The organism is Microvirga sp. GCM10011540 (assembly GCF_042650665.1).
Taxonomy (GTDB): domain Bacteria; phylum Pseudomonadota; class Alphaproteobacteria; order Rhizobiales; family Beijerinckiaceae; genus Microvirga; species Microvirga lenta.
Window position 1 is genome coordinate 1 of sequence record NZ_JBHSBQ010000141.1, and the last position, 12,277, is coordinate 12,277.

15 protein-coding genes are annotated in these 12,277 nt (G+C 64.9%); 2 read left to right on the top strand and 13 right to left on the bottom strand.

All coding sequences use genetic code 11. The features are described from left to right. Positions 1 to 442 precede the first annotated feature (442 nt). From ACFOYU_RS23030 to ACFOYU_RS23040, 3 genes are all read right to left on the bottom strand, one after another. Entirely contained in the window at positions 443 to 1,426 is a 984-nt protein-coding gene (locus tag ACFOYU_RS23030) for a hypothetical protein (protein ID WP_377035367.1), read from the bottom strand. 164 nt (positions 1,427 to 1,590) lie between these two features. Next, positions 1,591 to 2,874 carry an IS66 family transposase gene (locus ACFOYU_RS23035; protein WP_377035368.1) on the bottom strand — a complete coding sequence of 428 codons (1,284 nt, stop codon included), beginning with the start codon at positions 2,872 to 2,874 and terminating at the stop codon, positions 1,591 to 1,593. A gap of 260 nt (positions 2,875 to 3,134) precedes the next feature. After that, a complete protein-coding gene (locus ACFOYU_RS23040; protein WP_377035369.1) occupies positions 3,135 to 3,449 on the bottom strand; it encodes a hypothetical protein in 315 nt (104 codons plus the stop codon). A gap of 447 nt (positions 3,450 to 3,896) precedes the next feature. Here ACFOYU_RS23040 and ACFOYU_RS23045 point away from each other — a divergent pair, with 447 nt between their 5' ends. Further along, positions 3,897 to 4,661, top strand: coding sequence for an SDR family oxidoreductase (locus tag ACFOYU_RS23045; protein ID WP_377035370.1), 765 nt, complete (start codon positions 3,897 to 3,899; stop codon positions 4,659 to 4,661). Between the two features lie 179 nt (positions 4,662 to 4,840). On the opposite strand, the gene ACFOYU_RS23050 is transcribed toward ACFOYU_RS23045, so the two are convergent. The 4 genes from ACFOYU_RS23050 to ACFOYU_RS23065 all read right to left on the bottom strand — a co-directional run bounded on the left by ACFOYU_RS23050 (position 4,841) and on the right by ACFOYU_RS23065 (position 6,682). Next, positions 4,841 to 5,125, bottom strand: a complete 285-nt coding sequence (locus ACFOYU_RS23050; protein WP_226740780.1) for a hypothetical protein — start codon at positions 5,123 to 5,125, stop codon at positions 4,841 to 4,843. A 204-nt stretch (positions 5,126 to 5,329) separates the two neighbouring features. Continuing rightward, positions 5,330 to 5,590 (bottom strand): PGPGW domain-containing protein, encoded by a 261-nt coding sequence (locus tag ACFOYU_RS23055; RefSeq protein ID WP_226740778.1) that lies wholly within the window; start codon positions 5,588 to 5,590, stop codon positions 5,330 to 5,332. Between the two features lie 45 nt (positions 5,591 to 5,635). Further along, positions 5,636 to 6,067 carry a PRC-barrel domain-containing protein gene (locus tag ACFOYU_RS23060; protein WP_377035371.1) on the bottom strand — a complete coding sequence of 144 codons (432 nt, stop codon included), beginning with the start codon at positions 6,065 to 6,067 and terminating at the stop codon, positions 5,636 to 5,638. Between the two features lie 120 nt (positions 6,068 to 6,187). Then, the gene (locus tag ACFOYU_RS23065; RefSeq protein WP_377035372.1) at positions 6,188 to 6,682 is read right to left on the bottom strand and encodes a YidB family protein; all 495 of its coding nucleotides are present in this window, start codon (positions 6,680 to 6,682) and stop codon (positions 6,188 to 6,190) included. A gap of 231 nt (positions 6,683 to 6,913) precedes the next feature. On the opposite strand from ACFOYU_RS23065, the gene ACFOYU_RS23070 reads away from it, so the two are divergent. Next, positions 6,914 to 7,903: a ketopantoate reductase family protein gene (locus ACFOYU_RS23070; protein ID WP_377035373.1), complete on the top strand. Its 990-nt coding sequence runs from the start codon at positions 6,914 to 6,916 to the stop codon at positions 7,901 to 7,903. A gap of 39 nt (positions 7,904 to 7,942) precedes the next feature. Here the strand turns inward: ACFOYU_RS23070 and ACFOYU_RS23075 are convergent, their stop codons facing one another. From ACFOYU_RS23075 to ACFOYU_RS23100, 6 genes are all read right to left on the bottom strand, one after another. Beyond that, on the bottom strand, positions 7,943 to 8,290 hold the full coding sequence (locus ACFOYU_RS23075; protein WP_377035374.1) for a DUF2934 domain-containing protein: 348 nt from the start codon (positions 8,288 to 8,290) through the stop codon (positions 7,943 to 7,945). Positions 8,291 to 8,444: 154 nt separating this feature from the next. Further along, complete coding sequence (locus ACFOYU_RS23080; RefSeq protein ID WP_377035375.1) at positions 8,445 to 9,251, bottom strand: SGNH/GDSL hydrolase family protein; 807 nt, start codon at positions 9,249 to 9,251, stop codon at positions 8,445 to 8,447. 86 nt (positions 9,252 to 9,337) lie between these two features. Then, positions 9,338 to 9,550 carry an LPXTG cell wall anchor domain-containing protein gene (locus tag ACFOYU_RS23085; RefSeq protein WP_377035376.1) on the bottom strand — a complete coding sequence of 71 codons (213 nt, stop codon included), beginning with the start codon at positions 9,548 to 9,550 and terminating at the stop codon, positions 9,338 to 9,340. 130 nt (positions 9,551 to 9,680) lie between these two features. Further along, positions 9,681 to 11,159, bottom strand: a complete 1,479-nt coding sequence (locus ACFOYU_RS23090) for a YdiU family protein (RefSeq protein ID WP_377035377.1) — start codon at positions 11,157 to 11,159, stop codon at positions 9,681 to 9,683. 159 nt (positions 11,160 to 11,318) lie between these two features. Then, positions 11,319 to 11,546, bottom strand: a complete 228-nt coding sequence (locus ACFOYU_RS23095) for a hypothetical protein (protein WP_377035378.1) — start codon at positions 11,544 to 11,546, stop codon at positions 11,319 to 11,321. A gap of 225 nt (positions 11,547 to 11,771) precedes the next feature. Beyond that, positions 11,772 to 12,257: a hypothetical protein gene (locus tag ACFOYU_RS23100; protein ID WP_377035379.1), complete on the bottom strand. Its 486-nt coding sequence runs from the start codon at positions 12,255 to 12,257 to the stop codon at positions 11,772 to 11,774. Positions 12,258 to 12,277: the final 20 nt, after the last annotated feature.

The window sequence follows — 12,277 nt, forward strand, 5'->3', positions numbered from 1 at the left end:
CATCGTCTCGTCCACGATCTGGAGTTTGTCCTGGAGGCTCCAGCGCCGCCGGCGCTCTGTGCCGAGAACTTCGATCTTCATTGATCTACTGACCTTAAAGCTAGCCTTAAGGTCAGAACGTCACGTGTAAACAGCACTCTCACAAGAGGGCCCACGCCGAGTGCTTACGCTTTATCCTGCATGAAGCAATAAAGATGCAGCTGAAGCTGCGCTGAGAGCTTATGAAGAAGGCCACCCAGCTATCTGTGAGCCAAAAGAAAGGTCAGATGACGCGTTCGGTGCATTCGGCCCTTCGCATCGTATCCGTCGCCACATCGAAGGGCTATTATATGCACTCATCTTTGTGTTACGATTAAAATATGAACTTCATATCAGTAACTTAGCTTACATAAAGCACATGCCGCGTTGCTAGCCGGCGTGATACACGTAGAGCAACAATCTTCTACCGAGAATTCCATCTGCGAAGCAATTCTAGTAGCCTCTCGTCATTACGAAGAATCGGATTTCCATCACGTATGCGCCGGAGCGTCGCTTCCGTTGCGAAGGGCCAAGCAGCCACATTGTCTGGGAGGATTGCATGTAAAATCGCCAGAACTTTTTCTGGATAAAGGTCAGCAAGATTGTCTTTGGAGCGTCTGAGATTAGGAAGGAACAGATACTCTCGGTCAATTGTCGTAAGAAGCGGCAGCACGATATCAGCTATGATTGGAAAATTCTTAGCATCAGAAAACGCTAAGTCACAAAGCCGGACAGATGCGGAGGCCGTCTTAACAGACTTCTGGCGCGGCCAGACATCTTTGAGAAACTCTATCAATCTGTCCGTATGCGTCTTATGCACACTATGCGCTCCAAGTTCTGACACATGCTCCACCTGCCAAAGCATTTGAGACCTGAACTCGTCGCTGGAATGCAAGATCACCTCATACAATTCTGCATTTGAGATGTAACGCTTTCCAGATTGTTGCTTGGACGCCCAGCCGCTTAAAAGCATGCTGCAAAGTACGTTTTCATACCCCTTACTCAGGCCTCGGAATTCCGAATTCCGTGCAAGACGCAGCAAGCTCGGCTTTAATCTCTCAAACAACTTAGAATTAGGAAACCTAGCTCCCCAGAAGAATCCGTCCCAGATCGCTTCTCGTTCAGATGTTGGGCCTTTCTCCAACCTCGAAATCAGATTTGCCTCAGTCCATTTAGGATCGATAATATGAAACCAGACCAAATTATAGCTAAGGATGGAAAGTACGTGGCAACGTGCATCTCCTTCCAAAAGGAGCATCTCATTTACAAGGCTGAGCCAGCTAGCCGGGAAGCCTTTCCCCGCCTTCAATTCATTCTTATGGGGATGAGAAAATAGCGCCTCTGCGATTTTTCCTGCGCGGGAATTGATTGCTTCAGACGACCAGTCGCGTGCTCCGCTTCCGCGCACGATGCTAGACTTGCTTTCGGGCAGCCTCTCCCGAAGCGCATGGATGCATTTCAGTATGAGAGCTTCGAAAAGCTCAAGATGTTCCGTCGCAAGCCTCTTAGAATTTCGATCTATCCATTCAGATACAGGCCACGTAATTACCCACGGCGTTGCTGGGGCTGGTTTCAGGCGCTGACGGTCGCGAGAATGGTGCCGAAGACGGTGGCACCTGGTGTGAGCCGAGCCGTATCGACGACGGTGCGCACGGCGGCTTCGCCTTCAGCCGCCCACATGGCCCGATAGCCGTTGGTCACCTTGCGCTGAATCACGGCCGGTCGGAGCGCGCGCTCGCAGGCGTTGTTGGTCGCCTCAACCAGGCCGGACCAGTGGGCGAAGGTCAGAAGCTGATCGCGAGCGCGCCGGACCTTGCTCTGCAGGGCGCGGGCGAGATCACAGGAGGTCGGCGCGGCCAGGATATCGTCCAGACTGCGTTCCAGGGCCCGGCGCTTGCGAGCCAGGGTCGAGGCGGCCAGGGTTGCGACTTCCTGCGCCAGGGCAAAGGCCCGGTGCAGCCACAGCTTGAGGCGGGAGGGCAGCACATCCGCGCTTGCCTCATCGGCATAGGCCACATCGCGGGCGAGATGAGCCAGGCAGGCCTGGTGGGCGTCCGCATGGCCCTGCTGCGCGCTGTAGCGGTCGGAACACCAGACCTCAGGCCGGTGTCCGCCCATCACGGTCCGGACCACGATGGCACCGCGGGTCGGCGCGGCGTGATGGACCACCGCCTCCGAGCAGCGAAACACCCAATGGTAGGCGTTCGAGCCCTCAATCCGGACGCCGGTCTCATCGGAAACGACGACCCGGGCTTGCCGCAGTGCGGCCACCGCCCGGGCCCGGCCCTCGGCAAAGCGCCCCTGTGCCCGGCGCAGCAGGTTCATCAGGCCGCCCTGGCTGAGCGTCAGGCCGAACAGGTCGGCGAATGCGCTTTGCAGCCGCTCGTAGGACAGAGCCTGGAAGGTCTTGAGATAGGTCGCCATGGCATGGATGCGCGGCCCGAACGGCGTGCCCTTGGCCGCTTCTGGCACGGGGGCGATAACCTGTGTCCCGCAGGACGGACAGCGCACCGCCAGACGCCGATGGCGCTCGATCCACGGCTTGATGGCGGGCAGCTCGATCCTGTCGTGTTCGCTCACGGTCTCGGTCGGAAGATCGGTCGCCAGCCTGGTCCGGCAGCATGGGCAGTGGTCCGGCTGATGGTCGACGAGGCGATCCACATCCGGGCTCATGGCGCGGCTGTGCCCGTCATGGCCCGGCTTGGCGCCCCCGGGCTTGGCCTGATCACGCCGCTCCTTGCGATCGGTCGCGGGCGGCTTGGAGGAGGTGCGCGAGGTCTTCGGTGGGCGCTGCAGCCGCAGCACCAGCTCAATCAGCTCTTCCTTGCTCAGACGTTCAAGATCGCTGCGGCCCATCCCAGCAGGGAATCAGCGAATCCCGCTTCGCGCAAGGGCCTGGGTAATTACGTTCGTCAGGTATTGATGGTCCGTCCTTGTAGAAGCGCATTGCTGGAGAGACTTTCGATACTTATTTGTTCTGTGGCTATGGCCATTTCCAGCTTTAGGTATGTTGGAGGATGATTGTCCCCAGACCCATACTAATTTCAAGCCTAAATTGCGCTTTTTAACAGTTTGCTGTCGCATAGGTTGTGATATATTTAGGCGCGGCGGCGTGGTTAGACACGCATAACCTGCTTGAGGCCGGGAATTGAGCGCCAAGGTTTCCTAGGAGAAAAAGGCATGGTTACAGGGTAATTCCACCCTCCGCGATCAGTAAGTGGCGGGCCGGGCCAAGTTCTTGAGACGCCGTAGAGCGTCGCCTCCCCTCGCCCGCGCCACACGGCGGCGAGGTCGCGCAGGCCCCGCATCACGAGCCATGTCACCCCCAGCACGGTCACCGGCACGGCGACGAGCAACATTCCTTGAATGAATTCGGGCCAGGTGTGAAACTTCGAGAGCCAATCGGCAATGACGCTGTAGGGCTGGTCCATGACGAACTCCTCCGGTGAGACGACCACCAGGAGCCCTCCTGGTGGCCGGGGAGTTCAGAAGTCGCCTGAGACGACCGTACTGCCCTTTAGGCTTTCGCCCTGGACATACGACAGCACCTCCCCGACCCAAAGGTGAGGAGGCATCGTTGCGGTCGATGCCGACCGCTCAGGTTGAGGTTCTGACGCCCCGAAGCCGGGTGCGCCCGGCTCTACGGTCAGGCTTAGCACGGGGCGATGGGGCGATCCACCGGCAAGCGGTGGCGGACGCGTGCGCGCCCCCGGCGCCGTGGGCCGGAGGCCCCTGCCCGCCCGCGGCCCGTCTCATCGGCGGGTCCGCCCCGTTCGGCTGCGCCACAGAAATCGGGCGCCGGAAACGGGTCGCGCCGCAGGCCGCCATTTGGGATCTCCTTCCCGGGCATCGGGCCCATGCGAAAGAGGAACCCATCCATGACGACACTCATGAACAAGACCGCCATCGTGACCGGCGCGAGCTCCGGGATCGGCTACGCGACCGCGAAACTCTTCGCCCGCGAGGGCGCGAACCTCGTGGTGGCGGCGCGCCGGGCCGACGGGCTGAGCGCGCTCGTCGCCGAGATCGAGCAGGCGGGCGGCAGGGCCGTCGCGGTCGCGGGCGACGTGCGGGACGAGGGGCTTGCCCGCGCCCTGGTCGAGACGGCGGTCGATGCCTTCGGGGGGCTGGACATCGCGTTCAACAATGCCGGCACGAACGGCGAAATGGGCCCGACGCCCGAGGTCTCGCTGGAGGGCTGGAACGAGGCGCTCGCGGTGAACCTCACCGCCGCCTTCCTGGGCGCGAAGCACCAGATCCCGGCCATGCTCGACCGTGGAGGCGGTTCGCTGATCTTCACCTCGACCTTCGTGGGCCACACGGTCGGGATGCCGGGCGTGGCGTCCTACGCGGCCAGCAAGGCCGGGCTGATCGGGCTCACGAAATCGCTGGCGGCCGAGTTCGGCCCCAAGGGCATCCGGGTCAACGCGCTCCTCCCCGGAGGCACGGACACCCCCATGGCCGAGGCTTGGGTCAGCACGCCGGAGGCGAGGGCCTTCGTGGAAGGTCTCCACGCGCTGAAGCGGCGGGCGCGCCCCGAGGAGATCGCCCGGTCGGCGCTCTACCTCGCGTCCGACGCGTCGAGCTTCACGACCGGGGCCGCCCTTCTGGCCGATGGCGGGGTCTCGATCAACCGCACCTGACCCGGTCGCCGGCGCAGGCCCCAGGCGCCGCGAGCGGACCGGCTCTCCACGCCCTTGCCGTTCATGGCCCGGGCCCCTCCCTCCCCCTTGTGGGGAGGGGCGGCTGCTTGGGCAGCCGGCGGAGATGGGCGCGGGTCAGGCCGGTCGGCGGCGTCCGGCGCCTTCGGGACGGCAGCGGACTACTTGCGCTTCAAGCCGATGACGCTGGCATTCGATGAGCCGAGCCGGAGCTTGCGCTCCAGATCCTCGATCTGCCGGGAAACGGCATTGAGGTTGGATCGGATCGCGTAGAGGTCCGACGCAAGGAGCGAGGGGGCGTAGGCCCCGTCGCCCGCAGCGGCCGGAGCCGGGTTCGAAGGAGGTTCGTCACGCGCCGGCCGGCGCGCACCGGTCATCCAAGCCCACAGCTTTCGCCCGAGAAGAACGATCAGGAAGAGCAGCCCCAGGCCCAGAGCCAGGGCCACAGCCAAAATCCCGATCGCAAAGAACTGATCCCCGCCCATATTCACGCCACACGTGCTCCAACACACTCTCGCCTATCGCTCTGATAACTAGAGCGGAATTCGGACGAGGTGAAGAGACGCCTTATCCCGTCGCGGCCGGGAAGCGCGAGTGTTCTTTTTGCATGAGCGCCATGCCGGCAAGCCGCCTGCCGCTCGGAGCCGCTTCTAGCGGCGCATCGGCGTCCGGACCGGACGCGGCCGGCGGCGTCGCTCCCACCACACCACGACCCTGCGGCGAAGCCTGCGCGCGAGCGGCAGATCGATGGAGAGAATGGCCACGCCCAGAGGGATCATCCAGAATCCCAGGATCGGCAGGAAGCCGACGAAGCCCGCCGCCACGAGCGCAACGCCGAGCCCGATCCGAAGGGCACGCGAGCGCGGCAGACCGACACGCCTGCCGCCGAAGCCGATGTGATGCCTGGTCATGACTCACGTCCCGGGCCGCGGCCCGTGCTGCCGAATTCTCTTCGCTCAGGCGGTGGGTGTGGTCCTGTAATAGGCGTCGACCCTCGCGCCGTACTCGTCGTCGGTGAACGGATCCTCGTCGGCCCCGTAGCGCGGAGCCTCGGCAAGCCGGTCCTTGTCGATGTCGACCACGTAGCCGCCCAGCCGGGTGTCGTAGGTCAGCGAGCGCCAGGGCAGCGGATGATAGCTCTCGCCGATCCCCAGAAAGCCGCCGAAGCTCATCACCACATAGGCGACCTGGCCCGAGACCTTGTCGACCATGAAGTTGTACACGGTTCCGAGCTCCTCGCCGGTCCGGTTGAAGACCGGAGTGCCCTCGACCTTGCTGGAGGCGATCAGGCGCCGCGTTTCCTCAACGGCGATGCCCTCGCCCGCGGGGTCGAGCTCCATCGACCCCGGTTCGCGGACCTGTCTCTCGTCTGGCAGTTTCGTCGGCATGGCATCCTCCTCGGAGGGGAACGCCATGGCGCCGAGGCCGTTCCGGCAGGAGCCGGGCCGCGAGGGCCGATCAGGACCTGCAGCCCGACGCCGCCCCCGTCGGCAGCGGCGGAAGCCGTCCTATGCGGGCAGCCGTCCGTCGGGCGTGTAGCTGTCGACCGCCTTGGGCAGATCCCGCGAGAGCCTCGCAAGCAATTCGTCCCGCGGCAGACCGGTCCGCTGGGACAGGTCGTCCAGCACGTCGGGGCCGATGGCCTGTTCGAGCTCCTGCGGCGACATCTCCTTGTTGGGTCCGTGTCCGACCCAGGATTCCGCCGCCTCGCCCTGGCCGTTCTGCTTGAAGCGCTCCACCAACTCGCCGAGGCCGCCGTTCAGCAATCCGCCGGCACCTGCGCCGCCCGCCATGCCGCCCAGGCCGCCTAAACCGCCCAGGCCGCCAAGGAGGCCGCCCAGCCCTCCCTGCTGCTGGTGGCCCTGCTGACCGCCGGGGCCCTGGCCCCCCGGGCCGTTCGAACCCTGCCCGCCGAGCATTTCGGCAAGCTTGTCCCTGTTCTGGTATCCCGCAATCGCGAGCAGGCCCAACAGGGCGGTCATGGATGGAAATCCGCGGCTCATGCCAATCCTCCTCAGTGTCGAACGAAAACCGGAAAGCAAAAAGCCCGCTGCCAGGCAGCAGGCTCCTGTCGTGTCAGGATTCCGGGTGATGCCCACCGGATCCTAACGGCCGGGAATCCAGGAAGATCCCACGCAAGGACAAGCTCCCTTTCCGAAACGGCATCCGGCGCGCTATGAGGGGCAGCGGCCCAACTTCGGGCCCGACGGCACCGGCACTCAGGGGGAAACATCATGCGGATCATCGTCTATGGCGTCGGCGCAATCGGCGGCACGGTCGCGGCGGCCCTCGCGCTGTCCGGCCAGCAGGTGATCGGCATCGCCCGCGGCGCTCAGCTCGAGGCGATCAGAACCGACGGCCTGCTGCTGCGGTCGCCCGACCGGACCGCGCGAGCCCATTTTCCATGCGTGTCCGATCCCGCCGAGATCGACTTCCGTGCGGACGACGCGATCCTGCTGACGATGAAGACGCAGGACACCCTCGCCGCCCTGGAACGGCTTCGTGCCGCGGGCGTCGTCGAGCAGCCGATCTTCTGCGTTCAGAACGGCGTCACCAACGAGCGCCTGGCCCTGCGCCGTTTCCCCGAGGTCCATGGCGTGACCGTCATGATGCCGGCGACGATCTCGGCTCCCGGCGAGGTCAGCGCCTTCTCGACCCCGCGTCACGGCATATTCGACATCGGACGCTATCCGGGAGGCAGCAACAGGCACGACACCGCTCTCGCCGAGGCCCTGGAGGCCGCGAACATCGCCGCCTTCGTCACGCCCGACGTGATGCAGAGCAAGTACGGCAAGCTGCTGCTCAACCTCCGCAACATCCTCGAAGCCGCGCTCGGCCTGGATGCGGACCTGAAGCACTTCGGCGCCCTGCTCCGCGCCGAGGCCGAAGCAGTCTTCGCGGCGGCCGGAATCCCCTGGCGGGATATCGGGGCCTCCGATCCGCGCCGCGAGCAATTGATGCGCTACCAGCCGATTCCGGGCGTCGACCGTTCGGGCGGCTCGACGACGCAGAGTCTCGCCCGCGGAGCCGGCTCCGTCGAGACCGACTATCTCAACGGCGAGATCGTGCTGCTCGGCCGCCTCCACTGGGTACCGGTTCCGGCCAATGCCTATTTCGTCGAGTTGAGCGCCAGGATGGTGCGCGAGAAGCTCAAGCCGGGCGCGATTTCCGTCTCGGAGGCGGAGGCCGGCTTGGCGGCCGCCGGCGCCCATCTCGGGACCTGAACCGTTCGGGCGCAGGCGGCCGGCTTTCCCGCCGCCGGCTCAGCCCTTCCTCTGGGTCCTCTTCCGCTTCGTGGCCTCTTCGGCGGGCTGATCGCTGACCGCCTCCTTCGCGCTCACGGCGGCCACGGGAGGCGCATCCTCGACGGTTGCCGCCGGGCGCTCCTGCGCGGCGTCGCTCAGCTCGCGCTCCGCCCTGTACCAATGATCCTGCGGGTCGCCCGTGCGGCCCTCCCTCTCCCAGATCTCATAGGCTTTCTGGCGGATCATCTCCTCGCTCGCACCCGTGTTTTCCTCCCGGCCGCCACCACCCGGGCCTTCGAGCACCTGACGGCCCAGATCGAGGCCAATGCGGGGTGTTGCATCCGGACCGGTTTTTTCCTGGGTCATGATCGCTCCTATGTGCCTGTCTGAATATCAATGCTGGCCGCGAAACTTGTTTCCTATCGACCCGAGAGGAACTTCGAGGCGCAGGGCCGGTTGCGGCCCGGCATCCGCAGAAAAGCTGGCGAAGGCGCCTCCCGGCCCTCCTGCGCTTCCCGCTCTATTGCGCCTCCAGCACCCGGATGGCGGCCTCCGCCAGACGCCGATGCGCCTGCGTTGTCGGATGAATGCCATCCCAGAACAGGTGCCCTTCGCAGCGCCGGTTCTGAACGCAAGGGGCGGCAATGTCGGTGAAGCCTGCGGCTGCGGGATCGCTGACCACCCGCTCCGCCATCTGCCACACATCGAGGCGGTGCAAACGCAGGCCGGCCCGGCCGGCGAATTCGGAGAGGGCCCGATCCAGGGCGCTGTTGAAATGTGCCGCGAGCGTGTTCGCGGCCTCAACGGCTTGCCTGCCATGGGCGCGCACCGCCGGAGTGATCCCGACGGCCGGCAGATTGGGCACGAGAATATCGGTCGCGCCCTCGCCTGCCAGATCGGCCACGATACTCCTCAGGGAGGCGACGGCGGCGTCCACGATCCGATGAGCCTGGGGCTGGCCGACGGTCGCCAGCAGATCGTTGCCCCCGCCATACACGATGTGAAGCGTCGACCCGCGCGCCCTGGACCCCTGCAGGTACGCGCTGGCCTGCGCCCGCAGGCTGGTGTTGCCGGACCGTGGGTCGAGACGGGCCCCGCCAACGGCATAGTTGGATCCGCCCGTCCGGCTCGGTTTCAGGGTCAGGCCGAACCGTTCGGCCAGATGCTCGACCCAGACCGGTCCGTTCGAGGCCCGTCCGGCATTGCCATTGTCGGACAGGCTGTCTCCGAAGACGACGATCCGATCGAAGGCTGCCAGGGGATGGACGGATGAGCTCATGAGGGTGAATGCTGCGGCGACGATGAGGGAACGGACAAGGCGATGCATGATGCTACCCCCTTGGAAATCGAGACTTCATGCTGCTTCCGCCCTGGCCCGGATGCGCCTCGCCCACCCTTGCAGGACCTGCTTTCCTATGTCCGCCTGTTCCGGCGCGAGAAGTACCAGATTGCGCCGATGACGATGATCACCAGCAGGATGATCCACCAGTAGTCCGTGATGCCGCCGGTTTGTCCGACTTCGGTAGGATCAGTGGCCGGAGGCGAACCGGGAGTTGCCGGAGCTTGCGCCCAAGCAGCGGACACGGCCATGAGGACGAACGCAATCGACGCGATAAGCTGATTCATGAAGCTGTCTCCCCCGGGGCTGCACCTTCGAGTCCGTGCCGCGTGTCCTGAAGAGGACTGAACGCCTCCGGCGAAGAGGCGTTCCTCCGGTTCGAGTGATTACCTTCCCGCCGGACGGCTCGCAGCCGCCTCACGTCCCGCAGAATGTCCGCAGGACACGCTCGTGCGGCTCCGGCGGCTCCGCATAGCGAGCAAGGGAAGGCTGGTCGTCGTAGGGCTTGGAAACGACCGCCAGCAGCTCCTCGAAAGGTGCGAAATCGTTGTGCTCGAGGCCCGCCTGAATGACAGCCTCGACCCTGTGGTTGCGAGGAATGAAGGCCGGATTGACGGCCCGCATCGCCGCTCGGCGGCTTGCCCCGTCCTGCGGCTCCTGAGCAAGCCGCTCCCGCCACCGCACGGCCCAGGCATCGTAGGCAAGGGGATTGATGAAGAGGTTCCTGACGGCCTCGTCGCCTTCAGGGCCGGCCGCTGCATCGCTCAACCGCCGGAACGTCAGGGTAAAGTCCGCCCCGTTCTCGGCCATGGCTTTCAGAAGATCTCCCGCCAGCGCCGGGTCCTCCTCCCGCTCTGTTGCCAATCCGATCTTCCGCCTGAGCCCTTCATGGTAGGCGGTCTCGAATTCCCGAGGAAACGCACCGAGCGCCTCGTTCGCCTCGGCAACCGCCTTTTCCTCGTCGTCGGACAGGAGCGGCAGAAGCGCCTCCGCCAGCCGCGTGAGGTTCCACAGGGCAATGCGCGGCTGGTTGCCATAGGCGTAGCGGCCCTGCTGGTCGATCGAGCTGAAGACCGTGGCTGGATCGTAAGCATCCATGAACGCGCAGGGACCGTAGTCGATGGTCTCACCCGCAACGGACATGTTGTCGGTGTTCATGACACCGTGGATGAAGCCGACATGCAGCCACCGCGCAACGAGATCCGCCTGAGCGGCGATGACCAGGTCCAGGAACGCGCGATAAGGCCGGTCGCTCCCGGCGGCCTGCGGGTAATGGCGGCCGATGACGTAGTCCGCCAGCAGGCGCAGTCCCTCCACATCCTGGCGGGCCGCGAAGAACTGGAACGTCCCGACCCGGACATGGCTCGAGGCGACACGGGTGAGAACCGCTCCGGGGAGCGGCATCTCGCGCGCGACGACATCCCCCGTCAGTACCGCGGCCAGCGCACGCGTCGTGGGAATTCCCAGCGCCGCCATCGCCTCGCTGACGAGGTACTCGCGCAGCACGGGCCCCAGCGCCGCGCGGCCGTCGCCACGGCGCGAAAAGGGGGTCGGCCCGGAGCCCTTGAGCTGGATATCGCGGCGGACATCATCCCGGTCGACCACCTCGCCGAGGAGAATGGCGCGGCCATCGCCGAGTTGCGGCACGAAATGTCCGAACTGATGCCCGGCATAGGCCATGGCGATGGGCTCGGCCTCCTCCGGCACGCGCCTGCCGCACAGGAATTCCACGCCTTCAGGACTGGCGAGCCGGTCAGGATCGAGGCCGAGCTGCACGGCAAGCTCGCGGTTCAGCCGAATAAGCTTCGGTCCCGAGACAGGCGTGGGCGCCACCCGTGCGTAAAACCGATCCGGCAGCCGGGCGTAGGTGTTGTTGAACGGGAAATGGACTGTCATGGGCCGCTTTTCATCCAAGGCATACTGAGATCGTGCCTCTTGCCTTGGAGAACAAGCTTTCAGCCGCAGATTCGGTTCGCGTGGCAGGTCTCGAAAACCGACGATCCTGCAGTCAGGGGGCTCGAATGCACCGTCGATGGCGGGAACGCGAAACCGGATTCACTCGTCCGGATGCGCGATTCCCAGGTGCCGATGGGCCTGGGCTGGGGTCATGTTGCGGATCTCCTCCTCAGTGAAGCCTCTCTCGCGCAATTGCGCTCGCTGCTCCTTGGTGATGATCAGCGACACGCCATCCTTCGCAGCAGGCCGGGCCCGTGCCTTGTCGGATGGAACCAGGCCGAGATCCTGTTCGAGGCTCCGCCTCAATTGGTCGAGATAGTCGTCCAAGCTCTGCTCCTCACAGCCCCTCCGTTCCACATGAATCGGTCGAAGGCCCCATAGGGTAGAGAGGCAACCGGTGTTCTGCCACCGGGTTCGAGCTGAGCAGGGAAAAGTTGCCGTGTGTCCAGGAGGCAGGTCCGCAGGCGACGGGATCTTCGTGTCTCCGACATCGCACCGCACCGGCTCTCGGGAACGGCCGGGGGCGCAGCCCTGCTGCATCCCCGTCGTGGCTCACGCGGCCAGGGACGACGCATCGCGCCCGTCATGGATGATGAACGCGGCAGGCGCAGCCGGATCGGGGCTTCTCTCCTGGTTCAGGAGGTTCAACGCCGCCTTGACCTCCGGCAGGCGCGAGGGCTGGCTCGCAGGCATTCCTTCCCCTTCCGCGAGGTCGATCAGATACTCGTCCCAGGCCCACCGCCACAGGATCTCGCGCTTGCTGTCGATGGTCAGGAGCGGATGGCGCAGGATATCGCCGGGGGAGGCGAACACGGCGGCCGGGTTGACGAAGGCGCGGTCGAGTTCCGGCAATTCGGGAATGTGGCAGCGGCCGTGGCGCCCATGCAGAAAGGACAAGGACACGACCCTGCCCATCGCGTCCGCGGCGTCTCGCTCCGCCTGCTGCGACGGAAGGGCGCCGGGCGCCCAAGGCCGCTCTTCGATCAAACCGGATAGCGGGGGCTGGCTCTGCCCCACGGGGAACACTTGCCGTTCCATTGCACTCCTCCAGGTGCCGT

Excerpts from the sequence above, each read along its gene's own strand:
- ACFOYU_RS23090 (WP_377035377.1), bottom strand. The coding sequence starts at position 11,159 with ATGACAGTCCATTTCCCGTTCAACAACACCTACGCCCGGCTGCCGGAT.
- ACFOYU_RS23065 (WP_377035372.1), bottom strand. The coding sequence starts at position 6,682 with ATGAGCCGCGGATTTCCATCCATGACCGCCCTGTTGGGCCTGCTCGCG.
- ACFOYU_RS23040 (WP_377035369.1), bottom strand. The coding sequence starts at position 3,449 with ATGGACCAGCCCTACAGCGTCATTGCCGATTGGCTCTCGAAGTTTCAC.
- ACFOYU_RS23035 (WP_377035368.1), bottom strand. The coding sequence starts at position 2,874 with ATGGGCCGCAGCGATCTTGAACGTCTGAGCAAGGAAGAGCTGATTGAG.
- ACFOYU_RS23070 (WP_377035373.1), top strand. The coding sequence starts at position 6,914 with ATGCGGATCATCGTCTATGGCGTCGGCGCAATCGGCGGCACGGTCGCG.
- ACFOYU_RS23060 (WP_377035371.1), bottom strand. The coding sequence starts at position 6,067 with ATGCCGACGAAACTGCCAGACGAGAGACAGGTCCGCGAACCGGGGTCG.
- ACFOYU_RS23080 (WP_377035375.1), bottom strand. The coding sequence starts at position 9,251 with ATGCATCGCCTTGTCCGTTCCCTCATCGTCGCCGCAGCATTCACCCTC.
- ACFOYU_RS23100 (WP_377035379.1), bottom strand. The coding sequence starts at position 12,257 with ATGGAACGGCAAGTGTTCCCCGTGGGGCAGAGCCAGCCCCCGCTATCC.
- ACFOYU_RS23045 (WP_377035370.1), top strand. The coding sequence starts at position 3,897 with ATGACGACACTCATGAACAAGACCGCCATCGTGACCGGCGCGAGCTCC.
- ACFOYU_RS23075 (WP_377035374.1), bottom strand. The coding sequence starts at position 8,290 with ATGACCCAGGAAAAAACCGGTCCGGATGCAACACCCCGCATTGGCCTC.
- ACFOYU_RS23085 (WP_377035376.1), bottom strand. The coding sequence starts at position 9,550 with ATGAATCAGCTTATCGCGTCGATTGCGTTCGTCCTCATGGCCGTGTCC.
- ACFOYU_RS23055 (WP_226740778.1), bottom strand. The coding sequence starts at position 5,590 with ATGACCAGGCATCACATCGGCTTCGGCGGCAGGCGTGTCGGTCTGCCG.